We start from the raw sequence: 25,783 nt of genomic DNA on the forward strand, positions 1-25,783 counted from the left end.
TTTTTAAATACAATCTGAGATAGATGAGTGCTATATATGAATAAATTTATTATATTACAATGAAAAAATTATTATTTACTCATTTTTTAAAGGATACCTTCTTTTTTTTTATATTATTAACCTTAACTCTTGGTTTGATTGTATGGGTCATTCAAGCAGTTAAATATCTAGACTTTATTACAGAAGATGGCCATGGTTTTTTTGTATATTTTTCCTATACACTCTTTAATTTTCCTAAAATTATTCATAGAATTTTACCTTTTATATTTTTTGTCTCACTTTTTTACCAAATTAACAGATATGAATTAAAGAATGAATTGATTGTTTATTGGGCGGCTGGTGTAAGTAAATTACAATTCATTAAAGTAATTTTAGGCTTCTCATTATTTTTTATAATTTTTCAAATAATCATGGGTTCATATATTTCACCAACAGGTCAGGATAAAGCTAGAAATTTCATTAGGAATTCCAATATAGATTTTTTTCCATCATTATTTCAAGAAGGTAAATTTATTGATGTGGTTGAAAACTTGACTATTTTTATTGAGTTTGAGAAGCCAAGTGGAACTTATAATAATATTTATTTAAAAGAAATAAATAAGGGTTTAGATAATTCTTCTAGAGTTATTTATGCAAAAAAAGGTTATTTAAATAACTCAAATGAAAAAAAATATCTAGAATTATTTAATGGAGACATAGTTAATATAAATGGTTCTAAAACTAATAATTTTTCATTTGATAAAATTAATTTTGATTTAAATGAATATACTTCTAAAAGTACTACGTTTCCAAAAATACAAGAATTAAATAGTAAGCTTTTAATAGAATGTTTGGTTTATAATGCCAAGGGCAAAGCTAAAGACATAAAAAGTGAAATCTTTACTTGTAACAAAAGTACAATTAAAAATGTGAAAGAAGAAGTTTTTAAAAGATTTTACAAGCCTATATATTTGCTATTACTTTCAATGATTGCTTGTTTGATATTTTTTATCTCAAAAGAAAATAAGAAATTTATGTTATATAGATATATAATATTTTTTATTGGTATTGTTGTCATTGTTTTATCTGAACTTTTATTAAGATATGCCTCAAATAATATTATCGGATTTTATTTTTTTATAACTTTTCCATTATTTTCAATTTTAAGCTTATATATTTTTTCACATTACAAATCAAAAATAAATTTTTAATGATTAAAACTTTTGAATTTTATCTTATTACTCTTTTTTTAAAAAAAATTCTAAATATTTTTTTAATTTTTCTTGCATTAACTTTTATACTTAATTTACTTGAAGAAATAAATTTTTTTAAGAGTTTAGAAATTAGTCCCTTTTTTCCAGTAATGTTAAGTGCTTTAAATTCACCTGCAACTATTTTTGAAATTTTTCCTTTCATTTTTTTAATTGGTACTCAATTTTTTTTTCTAGATATAATTGATAAAAATGAGCTAGATCTTTTAAAAATTAATGGGTTAAGTAATCTTAGAGTTTTACGTTCTCTATTCTTAACTTCATTTATTTGTGGATTTATAATAGTGACTTTGTTTTATACTCTCTCATCTAAATTAAGGTTTATTTATTTTGACATAAAAAACTCTTATTCAAATGATGATAAATATTTAGCGGTTATTAAGGAAAGTGGTCTATGGATTAAAGATGAAATAAATAATAGAAAATTAATTATTAACGCTGAAAAAATTGACAAAAATTTTTTAACCAATGTTTCAATTCATGAATTTGATAATAATTTTCAATTAATCAATTTAATTCAATCTGAAAAAGTTGATATTTCTAAATATGAATGGAATGTAGCTAAACCATTAATTTTTAATAATAACAGTTCAGTTAAATTAGATAAAGAATACTTAATAGAAACACATTTTAATATTGAAAAAATTAACAGCTTATTTAGAAATTTGTCATCATTAGATTATTTTCAACTAATCAAATTAAAAAATGACTATGCTTCATTAGGAAATTCAACTCGAGAAGTTGTTATTCATTTAAACAAGCTTTATTCTCTTCCATTATTCTTATCTATTATGACAGTTTTGTCTTCAATTCTAATGTTTAATAATAAACGTAATACCTCTAAGATTTTTCACCTACTTATTGGAATATTATCATCCGTAATTATCTATTACTTATCATTTGTATTTTCTTTAATGGGTGAAAATGGAAAAATACCAATTTTATTGTCAATATATCTTCCATTTATGATATTGGTACTGATTATATCAACTGGAATAGTTAGGTTAAATGAAAAATAATTTAAATTATATAATTTGTTTATTTCTTTTTGTTATTCTATTTTTTAACAATAAAATTAATGCTAATGAGATTTCTTTCAGTACATCAGAAATACTGATTACTGACAATGGTAATATAACTAATACCGGATCAGGCACTGCTTACTCTGAAGTTGACAATATAAAAATTGACGGTGAAAGTTTTAAATTTGATAAAAATAATTCTATATTGATCGCTAACAACGCAAGAACAATTTTATCTGAAAAAAATATAGAACTTATCGCTGACCAATTAATTTACGATCAAAAAGTCTCTACCATTAAAGCATTGGGAAATGTTGAGATTAATGATTTATTAAATGACATTAAATTTAAATCTGAAGAGGCTATTTATAACAAAAATAAAGAAACCATTGTATCAAATACAAAATCTATTTTAACTGATAAGCCTGGTAATAATTTTATTACAGAGCAATTCATTTATACATTTGATGATAATTTGATAAAAATCTTTAAATCAAAAATTACAGATATACAAAATAATGTTTATTATATTGAAAATGCTTTTTTAAACCCAATAACAAACAAATTAATTGGTAAAGATATATTAATTAATTTTAATAACTTGGCCGAAAATAATGAGCCAAGAATGTCTGGTAAAATTATTAGTAGTGACAAAGACAAAACTGTAATAGAAAAAGGTGTTTTTACAACTTGTAAAAGAAACGATGACTGTCCTCCTTGGGAATTTTTAGCAAAAAAAATTACCCATGATAAGAAAAAAAAAACTATCAATTATGAAGGCGCTTGGTTAAAAATTTATGATAAACCTGTTTTTTATTTTCCAAAATTTTTTCACCCTGATCCGACTGTAAAAAGACAATCTGGTTTTTTAATGCCTACTTTTGCAAGCTCTAATTCGGTTGGTTCAGCTTTTACATTGCCTTATTTTCACGTAATTGCTACTAACAAAGATTTAACTTTAAGTCCTAGACTATATTCAAAAAATAAAATTTTAGCACAATCTGAATATAGATCTGTTAATGAAGAATCAAAACATATAGTAGATTTTAGTTTATTGAATGAAAAAGATCATTCATCTAAAAATCATTTTTTTTCAAATAGCCAAAAGGAACTTAATACAAACTATTTTGATAATGCTGATATGTCTCTTGATTTGCAGTATTCTTCCAGTGACACTTATTTAAAGCAATATAAATTAGAGTCTCCTCTAATAAATAGTGATACTGGAACATTAACTTCCACATTAAGTTTTAATGCTTCAAAAGAAGATTTAAGCCTAGAGACAGACTTCATAATGTATGAAAAATTAAGTGATATTCCAGATTCAGATAAATATGAATATGTTTATCCTTCCTATTATCTTAAAAAAAATTTATATACTGATTTATTAAATTCTGGCAGTTTAAGTCTTAGTTCGAATGGCCATTTTAAAAATTATGACACAAATGTTTTTGAAAAAGTTGTTGTTAATGATTTTTTATATAGTTCTTATCCAAAATTTACTGACAAAGGTTTAAAAAATAATTTTAATTTACTGTTTAAAAATATAAATACCGATAGTGAAAATTCAAAAAACTATAAAGAAAAATTAGATACAAAAATAGCTTCTATAATTGAATATAGTTCATCTTTTCCATTAGAAAAAAAAACAGACAGCTACGTAAATATAATTAAACCGATTATATCAGCAAGGTATAGTCCCAATAATTCAAAAAAAACAAGGGATGATGATAGAAGGATTAATTTTAATAATGTGTTTAGTTTAAATCGACTTGGGTTTAATGACTCCGTAGAGGGTGGTGGCTCATTAAGTTTTGGAACCGAATATAATAAAACTGATTTAACTGGTAGAGATATCTTTACTGGTAAAATTGCTAATGTTTTTAAATATGAAGAAGATAAAAATTTACCTATCAACAGTTCACTTGGAAATAAAACCTCCGATATAATGGGATATTTAAATTACACACCAAATAATTTTTACAATATTGAGTATGAATTTTCACAAGATGAAAATTTAAAAGATACAAATTATCAATTATTAAAAAATGAATTTAAAATTAACAATTTTGTTACTACCATTGAATACCTTAATCAAAATAACACTGTGAATAAGGAAAGTTATCTTTCGAACAAAACTACCTATAATTTTGATCAATCAAATAGCTTCTCATTTGAAGCAAGAGAAAACAAGGAAACTAACGCAACTGAATTTTATAATTTAATGTATCAATATAGAAATGATTGTCTGATTGCAGCGATAAAATATAATAAAGATTATTATACTGATAGAGATTTAAAACCAAATGAAAGCATTTATTTAAGCTTAACTATAATTCCTTTTGGGCAAACAAAATCACCAAATCTTAATAAATAAAAAATGAATAAAATAAAGTTTATTTATATTCTAATTATTTTGTCTCTAATAACGCTTAACACAAAATTATTTTCAGATGAAAGTGTATATATTATCTATAAAGTTAATAATCAAATTATTACAAATAAAGATGTAGAAAAAGAGCAACTGTATTTAATTTCATTAAATAATAGGTTGAAAGAGCTTGATGAAGCTAGAATGTTAGAGATATCAAAAGAGTCTGCTTTAAGAGAAAAGATTAAAAAAATAGAATTAGAAAAATATTTTAACTTTGAGACATTAGAACTTAATGTTGATATTTATTTAGAGAATTTTTATAAAACCTTAAATCTCAATAATAAGAATGAATTTGAGCAGTATTTAAAAGAAAACAATATATCGTTAAATTATATTAAAAATAAGATTCAAATTGAAGTTTTATGGAATCAATTAATATATGACCGATATATTTCACAAATTAATATCGATAAAAATGAATTAAAAAAAAAATTACAAGAAACATATAATAATTTAGATCAAAAAGTATACTCTCTTTCAGAAATTTTGTTTGAAAATGAAATCAGTACAGATTTTGATAAAAGACTAAAAGACATAACTCAAAGTATTAGCGAAGTAGGTTTTAACAACACAGCTAATCTATACAGTGTTTCAGATAGTGCAAAATTTGGTGGTAAAATAGGATGGGTTGAAGAAAAAAAATTATCAAAAAAAATTATAGAAGAATTACGAACACTTGACGTTGGTCAATATACAAATCCCCTTCAAACTGGTGGCTTATTTTTGATTTTAAAAATAGAAGAAATTAAGTATGAAAAAGCCACGATCAATGAAGAAGAAGAATTAGATAAAATGGTAAAATTTGAGACTAGTAAACAATTAGATCAATTTTCAAAAATATTTTACAAAAAAATTAAAATAAATAATACAATTGATGAGCTGTAAGCCTATAATAATTGTAGCTGGAGAGCCTAATAGTGTTTTTTTAGAAATTTTTTTCAAAAGTCTAAAATTTAAAAAATATAAAAGTCCACTCATAATTGTTTGTTCAAAAAAACTACTTCAAGAGCAAATGAAAAAACTAAAATTTAGTTATAAGATTAATATTGTTGATAAAAATTTTGCTAAATTAGATACTTTAAATAATAAACAAATAAACCTAGTTAATGTTAATTATAATTTTAAAAAATGTTTCGAAAAAATTTCAAATAAATCAAATGATTATATAAAGAATTGTTTTGATATTGCTTTAGATATTATAAAGAAAAACAAACTTACAAAATTTATTAATGGTCCAATTTCAAAAAAACATTTTTTAAAAGGTAAAACTCTTGGTATCACAGAATATTTGGCTAAAAAAACAAGTAAAGATCATGAGGTAGCAATGCTTATATATAATAAGAGCCTATCTGTGAGTCCACTAACCACTCATCTTGCACTAAAAGATGTTCCCGAAAGATCTCAAAAAAGAAATTACAAATTCATGTAAAGCTTATTAATAGCTTTTATAAAACTAACTTTAATAAAAAACCAAAAATAGCAATTACTGGTTTAAACCCTCATTGTGAAAGTAATTTTAATAATTCTGAAGAAGATAAGATCATAATCCCTGCTATTAAAAAGCTAAAACAAAGAAAATTTAATGTTGATGGACCCTATCCTGCTGACACTATATTTATTAAAGACTATATAAAAAAGTATGATGTAATTATTGGGATGTACCATGATCAAGTGCTTACTCCTATGAAAACTTTATTTAATTTTGATGCAATTAATATTACTTTAGGTTTACCATTTATTCGTGTGTCTCCAGATCATGGACCAAACACTTCAATGTTAGGTAAAAACAAATCTAGCCCTCAAAGTTTAATTGAAGCTATAAAATTCTTAGATAATTAAGTGCATATTAGAGCTAAAAAAAGTCTTGGTCAAAATTTTCTAATAGATAGAGAGGTGCTTGAAAAAATTGTCTCTACAGTCAAAATCACTAATAAAGAAATTTTAGAGATAGGACCTGGAAGTGGAAATTTAACAAGTTATATTTTAAAAAATAATCCTAAGAAAGTTTTTGTTGTAGAAAAAGATGAAGGGCTATCTTTGATTTTAAAAGAAAAGTTTACTAATCAGATAGAAATTATTAATGAAGATGTTTTGAAAGTTGCAGAAAATGAAATTTCAGAACAAAAATTAGTAGTATTTGGTAATCTACCTTACAACATTTCTACAGAGATACTTTCTAAATGGATTGTAAATATTCATAAAGAATTTTGGTTTGAAAGCTTAGTGCTTATGTTTCAAAAAGAAGTGGCTGATAGAATTGTTGCTGGTTTTAATAATTCAAAATATGGACGTCTTTCCATTCTAACTGATTGGAAACTAAATGTTAAAAAGATAATAGATATAAAGCCTCAAAGTTTTACTCCTCGTCCAAAAATAGATAGCTCTCTTTTATTGTTTACTCCTAAAGAAAATTCTTTTGAATTAAAAGATGCTAAAAATCTTGAAATGATTACTAGAGTTTTTTTTAGTCAAAGAAGAAAAATGTTAAAAAAACCTTTTAACCAAATATTTAATAATGCTAAGGAAGTTGCTAGTAAATTCAATATTGATCTTAATCTAAGACCACAAAACCTTGAACCTGAAATTTACTTTAAACTGACAAAAGAATATGAGGATCTAAAACGTTAATTTTTCTACATGTTTTCTTATGTACTCTTTATCGTAATCTTTTGAGCCATTGTTAACTTCAGCATCAATTAAATTATTGATTTTTGAATAACATTCTTCAAGATTATCATTGATGATCACATAATCATAATTAATCCAATGTAAAACATCTCTAGTAAACTCTTTCATTCTCTCTTCTACAATTAATTTATCTTGGGTATGCCTGTTAGACAGTCTCTCAAATAAAACTTCCTTACTAGGAGGTAAAATAAAGAAGGTAATTAATTTATAGTTTAGCTTTTTATTCTTAATTTGATCAGCACCCTGCCAATCAATATCAAATATTACATTTTCACTTTTTTCTAACTTTTCAATTACAGGTGTTCTTGTAGTTCCGTAAAGGTGATTGAATACTTTTGCGTATTCTAAGAATTCTTCGTTTTTAATTAAGGTTTCGAACTTTTCATGATTAACGAAATAATAATCTTTATCTGCAATTTCATTAGTTCTTGGTTTTCTAGTGGTATGTGATACCGATATATGAAAGTCTTTATTTTGAGAGAGAAGTTTTACTAATGTGGTTTTACCTGCCCCAGATGGGGATGATAAAATCACCATTATCCCATCTTTTTTTTTGGACATTTATGTTTTTAGTTAGCTTTGCCTTCAATAAATTTAACAGCATCACCAACGGTTAGAATTTTTTCAGCTTCACTATCTGAAATTTCTGAACCAAATTCTTCTTCGAAAGCCATAACTAATTCAACTGTATCTAAGCTATCAGCTCCAAGGTCATCAATAAAGCTGGAGTCGTCTTGAACTTTTGCTTCATCTATTCCTAAATGGTCTGCCACAATTTTTTTAACTTTGCTTGAAATATCTTCTGACATATTGATCCTTTTTGTTATATTTCGTTAATAGTTTAAAAAGGGATTTTGTCAACCCAAATACATGCCTCCATTTACATGTATAGTTTCTCCATTAATATAGTCAGATTGATCTGAACTTAAGAATATTACAGCATTAGCAATATCTTCGGGCTTACCTAGTTTATTTGATGGAATTTTAGCAATAATTGCTTCTTTATGTTTCTCATCTATCTGATCTGTCATGGCAGTGCTTATAAAGCCAGGAGAGATACAATTAATATTAATATTTTTTTTAGCATACTCAATTGCTAAGCTTTTAGACATTGCAACAATTCCTGCTTTAGATGCTGTGTAATTAGCCTGACCTACGTTTCCTGTGTGACCCACAACAGAAGTTATGTTAACAATTTTTCCAGACTTATTCTTAAGCATTTTTTTAATAGAATATTTGCACATTAAAAAAGTAGAAGTTAAATTAATATCTATTACTTTTGTCCACTCTTCCAGGCTCATTCTTATTGTTAAATTATCTTTTGTAATTCCAGCATTATTTATAATACCATCAAGTGAACCACCTAATTTTTCAGTAGCTTCATTAATGAATTCTTCAATTTTTTCGTGTTGAGAAATATCAAACTTGAGAGCTTTAATGCCATTAAATTTTTTTGCTAGTTCTTCTAATTTTTCAATTCTTGTTCCTGTTGCTAAAACATTTGCACCTTGCTCATGTAGTTTTTCAGCAATGGAATTTCCTATTCCACCTGAGGCACCTGTGACTATAAAATTTTTATTTTTTAAACTACTCATTTATATTTATTAACTTTATATCTTCTTCATTATTTATTGCACTAACTTTAACATTCTTATCAATTCTCTTTACTAAACCTGATAAAACTTTACCTGGGCCTATCTCTATAAATTGAGTAACTCCTTTTTCAATCATCAATAAAACACTTTCACGCCATCTAACTCTACTTTCAATTTGTTTTACCAATAAATCTTTTAATTCATTAGAATCTGATATTTCTTTACCAGTTACATTTGAAATCAGTTTATTTTCTGGTTCTTTAAAATTCAATTTTACTATTTCCTCATTCATTACCAGAGTTGCTTTGCTCATTAATTTACAATGAAATGGTGCACTAACTGGAAGTTTTATATTTTTTATATTTGCAGCCTTTAAATCACCCATCATTTTTTCTAAATCATCTATCTTACCACTTAGCACTATCTGCCCCATAGAATTGTCATTTGCTATGTAACACTCATACTTATCTTTATTATCTATGATAATTTTTTCTATTGTCTCAATTTCAGAACCTAAAACCGCAACCATTCCGCCCACACCTTTTGGTACAGAGCTTTGCATAGCATTTCCTCTGATCTTTAATATTCTTAGTGTGTCTGAAAATGATAATGATCCTGCAGAAGTTAAGGCTGAATACTCTCCTAATGAGTGTCCTGCAAAAAAACTTGCTTTATTTAAGTCTATTTTAAATTCTTCCTTAATAAGTTTAAATATAGAATAGCTGACAAGAAATATTGCTGGTTGAGTATTCTCTGTTAGATCCAAATCTTCCTTTGGACCCTCTAAAACAAGTTTTGATATGGAAAATCCAAGGGTGTCATCTGCTTCTTTAAATAAATCTTGAACTAGACTATGCTTGTCATGTAAGTCTTTGCCCATTCCTACTAATTGAGAGCCTTGGCCTGGAAAAATAACAGAAAACATTTAAATATCTAAAGTTTATTATGGTTTTAAGTGTTGTAATTCAATAATTATAATAGTATATCCTCACTTTTTATTAAAGAACAAATATGAATTTATACGAACACACTATAGTAGCAAGACAAGACACTAGCCCTACTCAAGTTAAGTCATTAACTGAGAAATACTCTAAAATAATTGAAAAAAATGAGGGTGAGATTGTGCAAACTGAAGATTGGGGATTGCTAAACCTAGCATATGAGATCAAAAAAAATAAAAAAGGTATCTACATGCACTTTAAAATTAAAGGTGCTGGTAAAATTATAGAAGAATTAGAGAAGAATGAAGCAATTGATAAAAACCTTTTAAGGTATATGACTGTCAAAGTTAAAAAATTTGACTTAGAGGCTAAATATTTCTCAAAAAAAGATGAATACGAAAAAAAAGAATACAAAAAAGATTTTAATAAGAACTAATTATGCCATCAAAAAAAAGAGCTGGAAATAAAAAAAAAGGAAGTCAAAGTAACTTTGCAAAACTAAGTATTTTTCAGCCAAACAAATATAAATTTAAAAAATCTTGCCCACTATCAGTAAAAGGTGCTCCAGTAGTTGATTATAAGAACATAAGATTATTAAAAAAATACATGTCTGAGAATGGTAAAATTTTACCATCAAGAATTACAAATGTTTCTCAAAAAAAACAGAGAGAGCTTTCACTGTCTATCAAGAGAGCAAGAAATTTAGCGTTAATTTAAATGAAAGTTATTCTTTTAGAAAATCTTAGAAGAATTGGATCTATTGGTGAAATCATAGATGTTAAAAGAGGTTTTGCAAGAAATTTTCTTATCTCAAATAAAAAAGCTTTATACGCTTCAAAAGAAAACATTGCTGAAGTTGAAAAAATTAAAACTGAGCTAGGTAAAAAAGATGCTGAGAAAAAGAAAGAAGCTCAAAAAATTTCAGAACAAATAAATGGTAAAGAGTATGAAATTAAGAAATTGAGTACAGAAAACAAAGAGCTTTATGGTTCAGTTAAACCAACTGAAATTTCTAAAATATTATTAGAGAGCGACAAATTAGATATTAAACCATCAATGATACAACCCGTAACTGAAATTAAATCACTTGGTAAATTTAAGGTGAAAATTATTTTACACTCACAAGTGGATTCTGAAATTACAATTAATGTAGTTACAGCAGAAAATATTCAGTAATTATACAATTTTTTCCCCAGCATATATTTGTTATTTGTTAAAATCATTTTTCAGATAAGATTTATTAATGGAAAATAATCTAAGCATCGTCAAAGATACCTTCAAAGAGCTACCAAACAACATCGAAGCTGAGCAATCAGTTATCGGATCTATTTTGGTGTCGAATGAAATATTTGATGAAATTAATACAGTAGTTTCAAGTATTAATTTTTATGATCCAATGCATCAGAAAATATTTTCTGCAATCGAAAGTCTTATTTACAAAGGGATGCTCGCAAACCCTATCACCTTAAAGAATTATTTTGAAAATGAAAAAGATGAAATTAATGTACCTGAATACTTAGTTAAAGTTACAAAATTTTCAACATCTTCAAGACAAGCAATTGAGTATTCAAGAATTATTTATGACATGTTCGTCAGACGTGAACTAATTAAAATTTCTGAAAATACAATTGATGCTGCAAAAATAAATGACCTTAATACTAATGGTCAAAACATAATTGAAAACTCAGAAAGATTATTATTTGATTTAGCTGAAAAAGGTTCGTTCAACTCATCTTTAATTAAATTTGATGAAGCAATGAAGCAAACCATTGAAATGGCCTCTGCTGCTTATAAGAATGATGAAGGAATTGTTGGAGTGCCAACGGGTCTTCGAGATTTAGATGATAGGTTAGGTGGATTACATAATTCTGATTTAATTATTATTGCTGGAAGACCTTCAATGGGTAAAACTGCACTTGCAACTAATATAGCTTTCAATGCTGCTCAAAAATTACAAGAAGCTGGAAAGAAATCATCAGTTGCTTTTTTTTCTCTAGAGATGTCATCAGAGCAGTTATCAACTAGAATTCTAGCAGAGCAATCAAGAATTAAATCAAATGATATAAGACGTGGAAGAATATCAGATGAACAGTTTGATAAATTTATTGAAACTTCAAAAAACATAGCTGAGTTACCTCTTTATATAGATGAAACTCCAGCAATTAGTATTGCTGCAATGAGTAATAGAGCAAGAAGAATTAAAAGATTATTTGGTCTAGATTTAATTGTAGTTGATTATATTCAATTAATGAGAGGATCTTCTGGAAATAGAGACGGTAGAGTTCAGGAAATTTCTGAAATCACCCAAGGCCTTAAGGCAATGGCAAAAGAACTTAAACTTCCAGTTATTGCCCTATCACAGCTTTCAAGAGCTGTTGAACAAAGAGATGATCACAAACCTCAATTGTCAGATTTAAGAGAATCAGGATCAATTGAACAAGATGCGGATGTGGTAATGTTTGTCTACAGAGAAGCTTATTATCTGGAAAGAAAAGAGCCAAGACCAGCAACCGTTGAGCATGCAGAATGGCAAGCTAAAATGAATGAAGTATCAAATTTAGCCGAACTTATTATTGGAAAACAAAGACACGGGCCAACAGGTAATATCATGGTAGAATTTGAGGCAATGTTTACTAAATTTAAAGATACTCAAAGTAACTAATATCAAATATATTAGTCTTAAATGCTATCTCATTTATACCAAAACACTATATTAAAGAATCCAAAATCAATTTTTGTATTGCTTATAATAACGTTGCTAAGTTTTGGTTATTTTTCAAAAGATTTTAGATTAGATGCTTCATCTGAAACCCTTTTAATTGAAGGAGATCCTGATCTTAAATATTTACAAGAAATTACTGAACGATATGGCTCTAAAGAATTTTTAGTTCTAACCTACTCTCCTAATGAAGGAATGGTTACAGAGTCTTCAATTAATAATCTTTTAAGTCTTAAATATAAAATTCAAAGCCTAGACTGGGTACATAGTGTAGTAACCTTGCTAGATATTCCTTTATTAAATAATTCAGAAGCACCTTTACAAGAAAGATTGGAAAGTTTTACAACTCTAAAAGATAAGGGTGTTGATACTGAGCGGGGATTTAAAGAAATATTAAACAGCCCTGTCTTTAGAAATTTTGTTATCAGTGAAGATGGTAATACTAGTGGAATAATTGTTTATATTAAAAAGAATGATTTAAAAGATTTAGAAAATAAAACTGATGAAGAAATAGAAATTTATAAAGATACTTTAAAGAAGAAAAATCATGAAAACATTACTGAAATAAGAGAGATTATCAAAAGCTATGAAGATATAGGTAAGATCTACTTAGGTGGTATCCCTATGATTGCCGATGATATGATGTCATTTATCAAAAGTGATATTATTGTATTTGGCCTAGGAGTTCTATTGTTTATCATCGCAACACTCTGGTTTGTTTTTAGAAAATTAATTTGGATCATTGTTCCAATTAGTAGCTGTTTCTTTTCTGTATTGATTATGACTGGATTGCTCGGTCTACTTGGTTGGAAAGTAACTGTTATATCATCAAACTTTATTGCGCTGATGTTGATCTTAACTATGGCAATGAATATTCATATGAGTACTCGTTTTCTACAGCTAAAGAATGATTTTCCAAATTTAGATAATTTTAAGATTATCTCAATGACCACTGGTAAAATGTTTTGGCCAATTATCTATACCGTGTTAACTACAATATGTGCTTTCCTTTCATTAATATTTAGTGGCATAAAACCTATTATAGATTTTGGATGGATGATGACCTTTGGTTTGATCACTTCATTTATTATAACTTTTACGCTGCTGCCAACACTTCTTAACTTCATGTCTAATAATAATATTAGTATTAAAGAAGATGAAGGTTCAAAAATTACTGCCTTCCTTGGAAAAATATCTATTAATAATAAAAGTATTATTTTTGTAATTACTGGTTTTATTTTAATTGCAAGTGTCCTTGGTATAAGCCGTCTTGAGGTTGAAAATAGTTTTATAAATTATTTTAATAAGAACACTGAAATTTATAAAGGTATGAAACTAATTGATGAAAAATTAGGTGGCACCACACCTTTGGAGGTAATCTTAAAATTTCCTAAACCAATAGAAGAAAAATCAAGTGAGGATGATGAATTTGAAAGTTGGGACGATGAAGAGAGTCAAGATGATGAAAAATATTGGTTTACTAAAGATAAAATCGATAAAATTCAGTCTGTTCATAATTATTTAGATAGTTTACCGGCAATCGGTAAGGTTTTATCTTTTAGTTCCATTATCGAAGTTGCAACCCAGCTTAATAATAATAAGCCATTAGGAACTTTAGAGATGGGTGTTTTATATTCTAAGATCCCAGAAGGTATTAAAAAAGAGATTATAGATCCATATATTTCAATTAAAGATAATGAAGCAAGAATAAGCTTAAGAATTATCGACTCTAAAGAAGGATTAAGACGAAATGATTTAATAAATAAAATTAATTATGATTTAGAAAATGAATTAAAATTAAGTAAAGAGGAATTTAAACTAGGTGGTGTTTTAATTTTATTTAATAATTTATTACAAAGCTTATTTAAATCTCAAATACTAACTTTGGGATTAGTAATGACTGGAATTTTTATAATGTTTTTAATCTTGTTTAAAAATGTTAAATTATCTTTAATTGGAGTTGTGCCAAACTTTATTGCAGCTTTTTTTATCTTAGGAATTATAGGGCTACTTGGAATACCTCTTGATATGATGACTATCACTATCGCTGCCATTACCATAGGTATTGCTGTCGATAATAGTATTCATTATATCTACAGATTTAAGGAAGAGTTTACTAAAACTAACGATTACAATAAAACACTTAAAACTTGTCACTCAACTGTTGGCGTTGCAATACTCAATACTTCAATTACAATAGTATTTGGTTTTTCAATTTTAGTTTTCTCTAAATTTATACCTACAATTTATTTTGGTGTATTCACTGGCATAGCCATGTTGTTAGCAATGATTTCTGTTTTAACCCTACTTCCTTCTCTTCTGCTAATTAGTAAACCTTTCGGAAAATAAAACAGTTATGGTGGATTTTTTAAAAGATTTTTATGAAGCAATCTCTTTAATTGATCTCATCTATTTGATTATAACAATAATGTCTGTCATCAAATGTTACAGTAAGGGTTTTGTTTTAAGTTTGTTGTCAGCTTCAAAATGGTTATTGGCTTATGTGGTCACTTTAATCTTATTTCCAAGAATTAAACCCTATTTTAAAAACATAATTGATAGTGAGTATGTGCTTGATGTAACCCTTGGAGTTGTGATTTTTATTTTGGTTATATTCATTATCTTAATTGCCAATAGAACAATCAGTAAAACTATTAAGTTTGTTGGACTAGGAAGACTCGATTCTATTTTTGGTTTATTTTTTGGTTTTATTAGAAGCTATATAATCTGTGTTTGTTTGTTCACAGCCATAGATATTGTTTATAATTATAACAAATGGTCAATTAACATTGATAAATCATACACCTTTCCATACATTGAAAAAGGTAGTAATTATCTAGTAAAAGAATTTCCAAATGAAAAAAGTTACCAAAATTCTAAAGAAAAAATTGAAGATATATAATCCAAAATTAAAAGAAGAGTGTGGAGTTTTTGGTGTCAGCAATAGTGAAGATTCTGCGGCACTTACTGCCTTAGGCTTACATGCTTTACAGCACAGAGGTCAAGAAGGTTGTGGAATTGTCACTTTTGATGGCAAAAAATATCATTCTGAAAAAAGATTTGGTTTGGTGGGTGATAATTTCAATAAAGAAAAAGTATTAAATAGTCTACCTGGTAACTATGCTATTGGTCATAATCGATACAGTACAACTGGTGAAAACACTTTAAGAAATATTCAGCCTTTCTTTGCTGACACTAATGCAGGAGGCATAGGTGTTGCGCATAATGGAAATTTAACCAACTCCATTACCTTAAGAAATAAATTGGTTGAAGATGGTGCAATTTTTCATACGACATCTGATACTGAAACTATTGTCCAACTCATTGCAAAATCAAAGCGTAATAAAACTATTGATAAAATTATTGACGCAATTTTTCAAATTCAAGGTGGTTATGCTTTAGTTATGCTTACCCAAAATATTTTAATCGGTGTTAGGGATCCTCATGGAATAAGACCATTGGTGATTGGTAAAATTAAGAATAGTTTTGTATTTGCATCTGAAACTTGTGCGCTAGATATTATTGGCGCAAAATATATTAGAGATGTTGAAAATGGCGAAGTTGTTTATGTTGAAGAAAACGAATTAAAAAGTATTAAACCTTTTCCTCCTAGAAAAGTTCGCCCTTGTGTTTTTGAATATATTTATTTTGCAAGGCCAGATAGTTTACTAAATGGTAAATCGGCTTATGAGTATAGAAAAAAGTTTGGTATTGAACTTGCAAAAGAAAATAAAATTAAAGCAGATATAGTAGTGCCTGTTCCAGATTCTGGAAATTCAGCAGCTCTTGGGTTTGCCCAACATTTAGGGATAAATTTTGAATTAGGCTTAATTAGAAATCATTATGTTGGTAGAACTTTTATTGAACCTAGTCAAAAAATTAGAAGTCTTGGGGTTAAATTAAAATTAAATGCTAATCAATCTACGATTAAAGACAAAAGAATTATTTTAATAGATGACTCGTTAGTAAGAGGAACGACCTCTCACAAAATTGTTAAGATGTTATATGATGCGGGAGCTAAAGAAGTTCATGTAAAAATTGCTTGCCCAGAAATTAAATATCCTGATTTTTATGGGGTCGATACTCCAACTAAAAAAGAATTATTAGCGGCTAATAAAACTAATGATGAAATTTGTGAATTCATTGGTGCTAAATCTTTAGACTTTTTATCAATTGAAGGTTTGTATAGAGCGATGGGATTTGAAAAAAGAGACGAAATTTATCCACAACTTACAGATCATTATTTTACAGGTGAATATCCTGTTAAACCAATCGATATCTTAGGTGATGATAAAATTACACAACTATCTCTTTTAAGCACAGCATCAAATAATTAAATTTCTATATATAAAATATGATCACTCATAAAGAAAATATCATTAATTATTTCAAGTCCGGTATTAAAGAGGTTAAGAACTTTAAAATTGGAATTGAACATGAAAAATTTTTATTTGATCAAAAAACAAATAAACGTATCGACTACCCCACTATACTCAAAATGTTTTCAGCTTTAACTGAATTTGGTTGGCAGCCTATTATGGAAAAGCAAAATATTATTGGACTTCAAAAACAAGGAAAAAGTATTACTCTTGAGCCTGGAAATCAAATTGAGCTATCAGGTGATAAACTTAATAACATTCATGAGGCTTGTGCAGAATCTCATGACTATTTATTTGAATTACAACAGGTTACTAAAAAATTTGATTTAAAAATTGTAAGTTCAGGTTTTGATCCAATATCAACACGAGCAGAAGTGCCAAACAATCCAAAACAAAGATATATAGTAATGACTAATGATATGCCAAATGGTGGGCCCTTAAGTTTAGATATGATGTATAGAACTTGTGGTACTCAGTTAAATCTAGATTACGATTCAGAAAAAGATTTTATTAAAAAATTTAAGGTTGTAAATTCAATAGTTCCTATATCTATTGCCCTTTTTGCAAACTCATCCATTGTTGAAAAAAAAAATAGTGGTTACATGTCTTATAGATCAAAAGTTTGGCAAGAGACCTCTAGAGGTGGATTGCCTAAAGTTTTTTTTGATAACATGGACTTTGAAAAATATGCTGACTTTGCAATGAATTTTCCTCTTTTATTTATTCAAGACAATAAAGAGTACTTATCTGGAAACAATTATTCCTTTCAAGATTTTATGGATGGCAAAATTAAAGAGATCAATAACAGAGTTCCTACTGAAGATGATCTAACAACACACTTGAGTACAATCTTTACTGAAAATAGATTAAAAAAATATATTGAATTAAGATCAATGGATACTTGTGGGTGGGACTGCTTATGTTCAGGTCCAGCTTTTAACACTGGAATTTTGTATGGTAATTTAGATGAAGCATATGATTTAATTTCTAAGTGGGATAAAAACAAAATTATTAATGCCTACCTTGAGGCTCCAAAAAAAGGTTTTAATACAGAATTAATGGGTAAAGATTTACTTTACTGGTCTTCAATTTTACTTGGGATTTCTAAAAAAGGTCTTAAAACAAGAGATGTTTTAAGTAAATCTGGAGAAAGTGAAGTGAAATTTTTAAATCACCTAGATAAATTAATTGATAATAAGACAACAAACGCAGATCATATGATAAATAAATTTTCTAAAAATGAAAATTTAAATGACTTATATGACAAATAAAATAGTTGGTATTCAAGCTAACCATCCTTCAAAATTAAATCCAAAAAGTGATACAAGTGTATTTTTAGCAGTAGAGGCTCAAAGATTAAATTATAAAATATTCCATTATGACCCTAAGGATCTATCTATTATCAATGATAAGGTTTTAGCTAAAGGTTTTTTTATAGAATTTAATTATACAAATAAAAATTTTTTTAAGATTAAAAGTAAACAAACTTTAGATCTTTCAAAGTGTAAATATATCTTAATACGTCAAGACCCTCCTTTTAACTTAGAATACATCACTACAACCTACATCTTAGATAAAATAAAAAATAAAGTTAAGGTTATTAATAATCCAACGTCAGTTAGAAATGTTTCTGAAAAATTATATTCAGCAAAATTTCAAAAATTTATGCCAGCAACTATTTTTACTAGAGACCTTCAGGAAGTTTATAAATTTTTTAAAAAATATAAAGAAATGATTATTAAACCCATACATAGTTTTAGTGGAAATGATATTCATCTTATTAAGGGTAAGCTTAATAAAAAATTGGTTGAAAATTTTATAAAAAAACACGGGCATATTATGTGTCAAAAATTTTTATCTAAAATTAAGTTTGGTGACAAAAGAGTTTTTATTATCAATGGTAAAATTTCTGGTGCCATTTCTAGAGTTCCTAAAAAAGGCTCGTTCTTAAGTAATATGAGCAAAGGTGCAGTTCCTATTTCAATTAAACTAACACAGGTTGAAAAGAAAATTTCAACTATAATTGCAAAAGACCTTAAGAAAAATAATGTCTATTTTTCTGGTATTGATTTTATCGATCAAAAATTAAATGGAGATATTAATGTAACTTCTCCGACAGGTTTAAAAACTTATTATGACCTAACTAATATAAATCTTGCTAAGGTTTTTTGGAAAGGATTAAAAGCTTGAAAAATTTAACTGATCAACAAAAAGGTTCATTACTTGCATTTGTTGCAGTAATGTTTATCACCCCCGATAGCTTATTTATTCGGCTTTCTAATGTTGATACTTGGGGCTTAGTATTTTATCGAGGCTTAATTCCTTTTGTTACTGTTTTTTTAGGAATGTTAATAATCTATAGAATTAACTTTTTTAAAATGCTTTTTGCTAGTGGTTATTATGGTTTACTTTACATAGCGACATTCTCCGTTACCAATATTACCTTTGTGGTCTCTATACAAAATACTAATGTTGCTAATACTTTAGTCATGATTGCAATGGCACCCATGTTATCTGCAGTCTTAGGAGGTATTTTTTTAAAAGAAATGCCTGATCGTAAAACTTGGATTGCAATTTTTGTAACCTTTATGGCTGCAATTTATATATTTTACGACTCTATTCAGTTGGGTAATATTTTTGGCGATATTTTAGGTCTTATAACTGCTCTAGGATTGGCAGTTGGCGCAGTTACTATTAGAGCTGCAAAAGATAAAAATTTAATACCTGCCGCAGTAATTGGTAAGTTAATTGTGGCTTTATTTGCTCTAATGTTTATAGAAACCTTTGCTCTAGTTGGCAATGATCAAATTATAGTACCTTTAATGTGTATTTTATGTGTGGCAATCCCTTTTGTGCTGGTTACGATTGCTCCAAGATTTATACCTGCGGCTGAGGTTAATTTATTTTTCTTACTTGAGACCATTATAGGCCCTATTTGGGTATGGCTGATTATTAAAGAGCAACCAAGCCTTGAGACGATCCAAGGTGGAGTTGTGATCATAACAGCCATAGCTATTCACTCATTTATCAAGCTAAAAAACTCATAATAAAATCACATTTAAGACTTGATTTAAAAGTACATGGGAAATATGTACGGTCAAATTTATGAATAAAGTATTAAAGAATTCTTGGGCACTTTTTACGGGCATGGGTTTTCTAATGATGGCCTATGGGTTTCAAGGCTCTCTGCTAGGTGTTAGAGCGGTTGCAGAAGAATTTAGTTTAATGGCAACTGGCTTTATGATGTCAGGCTATTTTGTTGGATATTTCATTGGTGCAAAAATTATACCCAATATTGTAGCAAGCGTAGGACACATTAGAGTATTTGCAGCATTTGCATCTATTGCATCACTTATTGTTTTAATGCATTCAATTTTTGTTAATCCCTATATCTGGTTTATTTTAAGAGTACTCACTGGAATAAGCATGGTCTCAATTTATACTGTAACTGAAAGTTGGTTAAACGATAGAGCGACTAATAAAAATAGAGGTAGTATTCTCTCTATCTATATGGTTATTTTATATGGTGCCATGGGAATTGGTATGTTTCTTTTAAATTTTAGTGATCCAATTAAATTTGAGCCATTTATTTTAATTTCTGTACTTACATCAGCTGCACTGGTACCAATTTTACTAACTAAAAAGAAGCCCCCCACCTTTAAAAAAGTTAAAGGAATGAGTTTAAAAGATGTTTATGCTGCATCTCCCTTTGGAATGGTTAGTTCATTTTTTTATGGAACCATTCAATCAGCTTTATTTACATTACTTGCGGTGTACGCTGCATCAATGAATTTTACAATTTTTCAAATTTCTGTTGTAACTTTTTTATTAGCTATTTCTGGTGCCGTATCTCAATGGCCCATAGGTAAAATTTCTGACATATTTGATAGAAGAAAAGTAATCATCTATTCAACTTTTGGAGCAGCTTTTTTTGCGCTTTGTGCAATTCTAGCTTCAAGACAAATGTATTTACCTGGAGAATTAGCGACTAATAAAACTTGGTTTTATTTATCCTTAATTTTATTTTCATTTTGTAGTTTGCCAATGTTTTCTTTAATTCTCGCTCACACCAATGACTTTATCCCTAAAGAACAATTTGTTGCAGCAGGTGCTAGTTTACAATTTACGTTTGGTATGGGCGCTATGAGTGGTCCGTTTTTATGTTCAATTTTTATGAATATTGTTGGATTAAATGGATTTTTTGTTTTTATAATATTTTTTCATATACTTATTGGTTTATTTGGCTTGTATAGAAACACAATAAGAAAAGTTATTGAGAATCCTGACTCTCAGTTCGTTGCAATGCCATCAACTATTACACCAGTTGGAATAGAATTAAGTCCTAGTACAGAAGATATAGATGAACCTAAAAAAACTGAAGATACACAAGTTACTAATTTTTAAATAAGATTATTTAGGCGTATTGCCCAGCAACAAATCCAGATGACCAAGCCCATTGAAAATTATAACCTCCTAAATGACCAGTAACATCAACTACTTCTCCTATAAAGAATAAGCCCGGATGTTTCTTAACCATCATTGTCTTTGAAGATAATTCATTAGTATTTACACCTCCCAAGGTAACTTCTGCTGTTCTGTATCCTTCTGAGCCAGTGGGATTAATTGCCCATGAATTTATAGCATCACTTAATTGTTTAATTTTTTTTGAAGATAATTCACAAATATTACCATTAACTTCATTCTCTTTACATATTATTTGTGCAAGACGTTTTGGTAAAATTTCAGAAATGATTAAATTTATATCTTTTTTTGGTTCCAATTTTTTCTTGCTCTCTAATGATTGAAATAGATTTAATTTTGGGGCTAAATTTATATTAATATTATCTCCTAATTTCCAATATGAAGAGATTTGCAATACAGAGGGTCCACTTAAACCTCTGTGAGTGAATAACATGCCCTCTTCAAAAAATGTCTTTTTAAACGAAACCACAGCTTCAACTGATAAGCCTGCAAGCTCTTTACATTTAGCAAGAATTTTTTCACTAAACGTTAAAGGAACTAGCGCTGGTAATGTCTCAACAATATCTAGATCAAATTTCTTAGCCACTTCATAGCCAAAGTTACTAGCACCAATTTTAGGGATAGATAAACCGCCTGTTGCTATGATCAAGGAATTTGCAATGTATTGATTGGAGTTTGTGGTTATAAAGTACCCTTCATCTTTTTTTCCAACATCATCAACAATTACTTCTTTTTTAAGTACTACATTCGCTTTTTCACATTCTAACAACAGCATATCAATAATTTGCTGTGCACTTTCATCGCAAAACAATTGTCCTAATTTCTTTTCATGAAATTTTATATTGTGTTTTTTAATTAAATTGATGAAATCATTTTGTGTATATTGATTTAATGCCGATATGACAAACTTTGGATTTTGAGAAATAAATTTATTAGGCTTTGTATGAATGTTGGTAAAATTACATCGCCCTCCTCCTGATATTCTAATTTTTTCTCCTATTTTTTTTGAGTGATCCACTAAAAGAACTTTTCGACCTCTTTTGCCAGCCTCTATAGCGCTCATCATGCCAGCAGCGCCCGCACCAACTATAATTACATCATAGGCTTCTGTATTCATTATTTTTTCAATTAGTAATGAGGGGGTTTTTTATTATCAGTGATAATATTTGCGTCTGATCCGTCATTAAGCTCATTAATTCTTTTATTTAAATTTAAAATTTCCTGTTTTAAAGTTTTAATTTCTTTTTGTTGGGAGTACAGCTCCTCACTCATTTGTGATATTTCGTGTTGGAGAAAGCTAATTTGTTCTTCTAATTTTTTAACTAAATTTTCCATATAATGTTAATTTATGTGACTTTTGAGATAAAACAAGAATTGGATCTTTTTTGATTGATATAATTTGTCTTTCATTAAAATAGAGCTAATTGAGATTGCCCTAATTAAAAAATACATTATTGTATTAGCAATTAAAAAGTTATGCCTTCATTTGATGTAATAAGTAAAATTAATCACCAGGAATTTGATAATGCTTTAGCAAATTGCTTGAGAGAAATTGGTAATCGGTTTGATTTTAAGGGACTTAATATCTCAATTGAGCGAAAGGACCAAGTAATCACAACTTTAGCACCAGACGAATTGAAGTTAAAACAAGTTAACGAATTGCTACAAGTTCATCTAATTAGAAGAAAAGTAGATCCAAGAGTAATTGTTGTAAAAAATTCAGAAAATGCAGCAGGTTCATCTATTAGACAGGTTAGTGAACTTAAAGAGGGTATTAACCAAGAAAATGCTAAGAAAATTATAGCTGATATAAAAAAACTAAAGCTTAAAATTCAAATCAAAATTCAAGGGGAAGAACTACGAGTTGAAGGAAAAAAAAGAGATGACCTTCAAGAAGCTATGTCGGCCATTAGAGGAATTGATATTGGTCTTCCTGTAGAATTTGTAAACTTTAGAGACTAAAAATCATAAAATAGCAATCATAGGTTGAACTCATTTTAGACAGTATTTAAAAAAATTAATATAAATCTAGTTGAATATTAATAATTTCTTTGATCAAATAATTTTTTAAAATATGCCTTTAAAAAATAAAAAAAAAAGAAAATTAAATCTTCAAAAAATAAGTCTAGCTTAATAAAGCTAGCTTCTATTACCACCAATACTTTAAGTAATGCATATTCAAAATATAAACAAAACTTAGAAAAGAAAAAAATCAAAGAAATTAAGCTAAAAAAACTTCAAGAAAAAAATGAGATTTTAAAAGAACAAAAAGAATTAAAAATTTTGAAAGAAAAACTTGAAAAAGAAAATAATAAATTAAATTTAAAAGATAAAGAATTAAAAATTAAAGAAGAGTCTATTAAAATAGAAAATAAAAGACTAATTAAAAAAGATGAAGATTTGGGTCAAATTGACAAAGATCTCAGAGTAAAAGAAAAAGAGCTTAAGCTTAAAGAAGAAGAGCAAAATAGAAAAGAATTAGATTTAAAAGTTAGAGAAGAAGAACAAAAAAACAAAGAATTAAAGGAAAGAAGAAAAAAAGAAAAATTTTTAAAAGAATTAAGAGAGCAAGAGGAATTAAAGAAAAAAATTGAAAATATTAAATTGAAAGAATGGGAAGAAAAGTTTGACCAAGAACAAAAATTAAAATTACAAGAAGAATTAATAAAAGAACAGAAGTTTAAAGAAAGAGAATTTGCAAAAAAAGAGATAGATAACAATCAAGACTCAGAGGTAACTACTTCAGCTTTAGAAAATTTTAAAATTGACAAAACCTCTCAAAACTAAACTTGGATAAAGAAAACGCAAGTAAACTCTGGAAAATGATACAGGAAGCTGGCGATTATTTGGGGGGCTAGCGGGACACACTACCTCACACTACTCCACACTACCCTACACTAGTTATGCGGACTATTTAACTTTCATTAAAAATAAATCGCCCACAGACTCATCAATTTAATCAAAAAACTATACCTGCAACTATACTTTTTAGAGATAAATCAAATAGTCAATTCTAGAGGTTTTTGATAACATTTTATTATGAAAAAACTTTTAGGGATCATAGTTCTGGGTTTGTTGTTCAGTGGGAGTGCTTATGCAGGTGTTAATGAACCTGGAGTAACGTCTATTGCAGGGTGTGATAGAGGGCTTAAATTTCAACACAAAAAACTTATAAAAAAATATTTAAAAGAATTGATAAAAAAAAATGAAACTGGTGTTCTCTATGCTAGTTGTAATTATGACCTATATTCCTGGGCAGTTAATAAAGGTAAGGATTTAGAAAAACTTCATAAGAAAACATATAAACAATGTATGAAATCTGCTAAGAAACATACAGGCAAAGAATGTTATTTGTATGCAGTTAATGAAGAAATTGTTTGGAAATACGACAAGGCTAAAGCATCAACTATAGCAAAAACTAAAATAGCAGAAAGAAAAGCAGAACAAGAAAAGCAAGCACAAATTGATAAAAAACCAGGTAGATTTTTTGAAGATCAACCTGATGTTAATGATGATTATCAAGTTCATTTTTTTTATGTACTAGCTAAAGATTCTAAAGATAAAGAAATTGATATTAATGGCTGGCTGGAAAAAAGATTAACAACTGTTAATAATAAATTTGAGAAATGGTCAAAAAAAAATAAAAAATCTAATGGTGTTGGTCAAAAATTTAAATTTGATTATAGAAAAGATGGAAAGATAGATATTACTTTTGTTCGAATAGATTTGACAGAAGCAGGGCTTCCAAAATATCCAGAACGATTGATTTACGGATTCTTGTCTAAAGATAATTATTTAAATAATCCAAAAAAAACTTATGCAATATTTACTGGTTTTAAAGCTAAAGCAGGAGATAGTCATGGAGGTTCTGGTTCACCACCTATAACAACAATTTTTACTCCTGCAGGGATGTCTTTTGGTGTTACAGAAAAGGATAAAGTAATTCTTCATGAGTTATTTCATACTCAAGGAGCATCTTATAGTTGTGGAAAAAGAACATATGATGGTGCTCATGTTAAGGGATCAGATGTCTTAGCAGTAAATACAATATACCCAATAATTGATAGCAAAAATGATACTTACTATCTTCATGGGATAAAAGATTGCCCTGATTTATCAAAGAGTGTTTACTTAACTCCAACAGCAAAAGATTCATGGGATCCTTATTCAGTATATTGTCTTAAAAAAACTGATAATTTCAAAAAATTTATAAACAGCCGTGTACATAATGCGGACTGTCAAGTTATCAAACCTACACAGTAAAGTAAAAAAT

At 27.8% G+C, this 25,783-nt stretch carries 25 protein-coding genes and 1 pseudogene; 20 read left to right on the forward strand and 6 right to left on the reverse strand.

Annotation, left to right across the window (positions count from 1 at the left end; genetic code table 11):
• Positions 1-59: 59 nt before the first annotated feature.
• The 6 genes and pseudogenes from AC5SLL_RS04385 to rsmA all read left to right on the forward strand — a co-directional run bounded on the left by AC5SLL_RS04385 (position 60) and on the right by rsmA (position 7,334).
• The gene (locus tag AC5SLL_RS04385) at positions 60-1,190 is read left to right on the forward strand and encodes an LptF/LptG family permease (protein WP_494586231.1); all 1,131 of its coding nucleotides are present in this window, start codon (positions 60-62) and stop codon (positions 1,188-1,190) included.
• Positions 1,190-2,269 (forward strand): LptF/LptG family permease, encoded by a 1,080-nt coding sequence (locus AC5SLL_RS04390; RefSeq protein WP_494586232.1) that lies wholly within the window; start codon positions 1,190-1,192, stop codon positions 2,267-2,269. Before AC5SLL_RS04385 ends, AC5SLL_RS04390 begins: the two co-directional genes overlap by 1 nt.
• Entirely contained in the window at positions 2,259-4,649 is a 2,391-nt protein-coding gene (locus tag AC5SLL_RS04395) for an LPS-assembly protein LptD (protein WP_494586233.1), read from the forward strand. The genes AC5SLL_RS04390 and AC5SLL_RS04395 overlap by 11 nt, the downstream gene beginning before the upstream one ends.
• A 3-nt stretch (positions 4,650-4,652) precedes the next feature.
• Positions 4,653-5,591 carry a peptidylprolyl isomerase gene (locus AC5SLL_RS04400; protein WP_494586234.1) on the forward strand — a complete coding sequence of 313 codons (939 nt, stop codon included), beginning with the start codon at positions 4,653-4,655 and terminating at the stop codon, positions 5,589-5,591.
• Between the two features lie 127 nt (positions 5,592-5,718).
• Positions 5,719-6,545, forward strand: a pseudogene (locus tag AC5SLL_RS04405) (4-hydroxythreonine-4-phosphate dehydrogenase PdxA).
• The gene (rsmA, locus tag AC5SLL_RS04410; protein ID WP_494586235.1) at positions 6,546-7,334 is read left to right on the forward strand and encodes a 16S rRNA (adenine(1518)-N(6)/adenine(1519)-N(6))-dimethyltransferase RsmA; all 789 of its coding nucleotides are present in this window, start codon (positions 6,546-6,548) and stop codon (positions 7,332-7,334) included.
• On the opposite strand, the gene gmk is transcribed toward rsmA, so the two are convergent.
• From gmk to fabD, 4 genes are read right to left on the reverse strand one after another with little or no spacing between them, the layout of a single operon-like run.
• Complete coding sequence (gene gmk, locus AC5SLL_RS04415; RefSeq protein ID WP_494586236.1) at positions 7,323-7,955, reverse strand: guanylate kinase; 633 nt, start codon at positions 7,953-7,955, stop codon at positions 7,323-7,325. The two genes, rsmA and gmk, sit on opposite strands and share 12 nt — an antisense overlap.
• 8 nt (positions 7,956-7,963) lie before the next feature.
• Positions 7,964-8,203 (reverse strand): acyl carrier protein, encoded by a 240-nt coding sequence (locus tag AC5SLL_RS04420; RefSeq protein WP_415284196.1) that lies wholly within the window; start codon positions 8,201-8,203, stop codon positions 7,964-7,966.
• Between the two features lie 48 nt (positions 8,204-8,251).
• Positions 8,252-8,989, reverse strand: a complete 738-nt coding sequence (gene fabG, locus AC5SLL_RS04425; protein ID WP_494586237.1) for a 3-oxoacyl-[acyl-carrier-protein] reductase — start codon at positions 8,987-8,989, stop codon at positions 8,252-8,254.
• Positions 8,982-9,914 carry an ACP S-malonyltransferase gene (fabD, locus tag AC5SLL_RS04430; RefSeq protein WP_494586238.1) on the reverse strand — a complete coding sequence of 311 codons (933 nt, stop codon included), beginning with the start codon at positions 9,912-9,914 and terminating at the stop codon, positions 8,982-8,984. The genes fabG and fabD overlap by 8 nt, the downstream gene beginning before the upstream one ends.
• A gap of 86 nt (positions 9,915-10,000) precedes the next feature.
• On the opposite strand from fabD, the gene rpsF reads away from it, so the two are divergent.
• The 11 genes from rpsF to AC5SLL_RS04485 all read left to right on the forward strand — a co-directional run bounded on the left by rpsF (position 10,001) and on the right by AC5SLL_RS04485 (position 21,432).
• Positions 10,001-10,366, forward strand: coding sequence for a 30S ribosomal protein S6 (gene rpsF / locus AC5SLL_RS04435; RefSeq protein ID WP_494580328.1), 366 nt, complete (start codon positions 10,001-10,003; stop codon positions 10,364-10,366).
• Between the two features lie 2 nt (positions 10,367-10,368).
• The gene (rpsR, locus tag AC5SLL_RS04440; protein ID WP_494572753.1) at positions 10,369-10,647 is read left to right on the forward strand and encodes a 30S ribosomal protein S18; all 279 of its coding nucleotides are present in this window, start codon (positions 10,369-10,371) and stop codon (positions 10,645-10,647) included.
• Complete coding sequence (gene rplI / locus AC5SLL_RS04445) at positions 10,648-11,106, forward strand: 50S ribosomal protein L9 (protein WP_494586239.1); 459 nt, start codon at positions 10,648-10,650, stop codon at positions 11,104-11,106.
• Positions 11,107-11,173: 67 nt separating this feature from the next.
• Positions 11,174-12,592, forward strand: a complete 1,419-nt coding sequence (locus AC5SLL_RS04450) for a replicative DNA helicase (RefSeq protein WP_494580324.1) — start codon at positions 11,174-11,176, stop codon at positions 12,590-12,592.
• A gap of 21 nt (positions 12,593-12,613) precedes the next feature.
• Entirely contained in the window at positions 12,614-14,998 is a 2,385-nt protein-coding gene (locus AC5SLL_RS04455; RefSeq protein WP_494586240.1) for an efflux RND transporter permease subunit, read from the forward strand.
• A 7-nt stretch (positions 14,999-15,005) separates the two neighbouring features.
• Positions 15,006-15,551, forward strand: coding sequence for a CvpA family protein (locus tag AC5SLL_RS04460; protein ID WP_494586241.1), 546 nt, complete (start codon positions 15,006-15,008; stop codon positions 15,549-15,551).
• Positions 15,505-16,986 (forward strand): amidophosphoribosyltransferase, encoded by a 1,482-nt coding sequence (gene purF, locus AC5SLL_RS04465; RefSeq protein WP_494586242.1) that lies wholly within the window; start codon positions 15,505-15,507, stop codon positions 16,984-16,986. Before AC5SLL_RS04460 ends, purF begins: the two co-directional genes overlap by 47 nt.
• 17 nt (positions 16,987-17,003) lie before the next feature.
• Complete coding sequence (locus AC5SLL_RS04470) at positions 17,004-18,299, forward strand: glutamate--cysteine ligase (RefSeq protein ID WP_494586243.1); 1,296 nt, start codon at positions 17,004-17,006, stop codon at positions 18,297-18,299.
• Positions 18,289-19,218, forward strand: coding sequence for a glutathione synthase (gene gshB / locus AC5SLL_RS04475; RefSeq protein WP_494586244.1), 930 nt, complete (start codon positions 18,289-18,291; stop codon positions 19,216-19,218). The genes AC5SLL_RS04470 and gshB overlap by 11 nt, the downstream gene beginning before the upstream one ends.
• Positions 19,215-20,075 carry a DMT family transporter gene (locus AC5SLL_RS04480; protein ID WP_494586245.1) on the forward strand — a complete coding sequence of 287 codons (861 nt, stop codon included), beginning with the start codon at positions 19,215-19,217 and terminating at the stop codon, positions 20,073-20,075. Before gshB ends, AC5SLL_RS04480 begins: the two co-directional genes overlap by 4 nt.
• Before the next feature lie 58 nt (positions 20,076-20,133).
• Entirely contained in the window at positions 20,134-21,432 is a 1,299-nt protein-coding gene (locus AC5SLL_RS04485; RefSeq protein ID WP_494586246.1) for an MFS transporter, read from the forward strand.
• 10 nt (positions 21,433-21,442) lie between these two features.
• Here AC5SLL_RS04485 and AC5SLL_RS04490 read toward each other — a convergent pair whose 3' ends face one another.
• Both AC5SLL_RS04490 and AC5SLL_RS04495 read right to left on the reverse strand, forming a co-directional pair.
• A complete protein-coding gene (locus AC5SLL_RS04490; protein ID WP_494586247.1) occupies positions 21,443-22,627 on the reverse strand; it encodes a BaiN/RdsA family NAD(P)/FAD-dependent oxidoreductase in 1,185 nt (394 codons plus the stop codon).
• An 11-nt stretch (positions 22,628-22,638) separates the two neighbouring features.
• Positions 22,639-22,845, reverse strand: a complete 207-nt coding sequence (locus AC5SLL_RS04495; RefSeq protein WP_494586248.1) for a SlyX family protein — start codon at positions 22,843-22,845, stop codon at positions 22,639-22,641.
• A gap of 141 nt (positions 22,846-22,986) precedes the next feature.
• Here AC5SLL_RS04495 and AC5SLL_RS04500 point away from each other — a divergent pair, with 141 nt between their 5' ends.
• The 3 genes from AC5SLL_RS04500 to AC5SLL_RS04510 all read left to right on the forward strand — a co-directional run bounded on the left by AC5SLL_RS04500 (position 22,987) and on the right by AC5SLL_RS04510 (position 25,773).
• Entirely contained in the window at positions 22,987-23,472 is a 486-nt protein-coding gene (locus AC5SLL_RS04500) for a YajQ family cyclic di-GMP-binding protein (RefSeq protein WP_494580308.1), read from the forward strand.
• Between the two features lie 321 nt (positions 23,473-23,793).
• Positions 23,794-24,297, forward strand: a complete 504-nt coding sequence (locus AC5SLL_RS04505; RefSeq protein ID WP_494576404.1) for a hypothetical protein — start codon at positions 23,794-23,796, stop codon at positions 24,295-24,297.
• Between the two features lie 252 nt (positions 24,298-24,549).
• Positions 24,550-25,773, forward strand: coding sequence for a hypothetical protein (locus tag AC5SLL_RS04510; RefSeq protein ID WP_494586249.1), 1,224 nt, complete (start codon positions 24,550-24,552; stop codon positions 25,771-25,773).
• Positions 25,774-25,783: the final 10 nt, after the last annotated feature.

It is taken from the genome of Candidatus Pelagibacter sp. PS_43 (genome assembly GCF_059417795.1).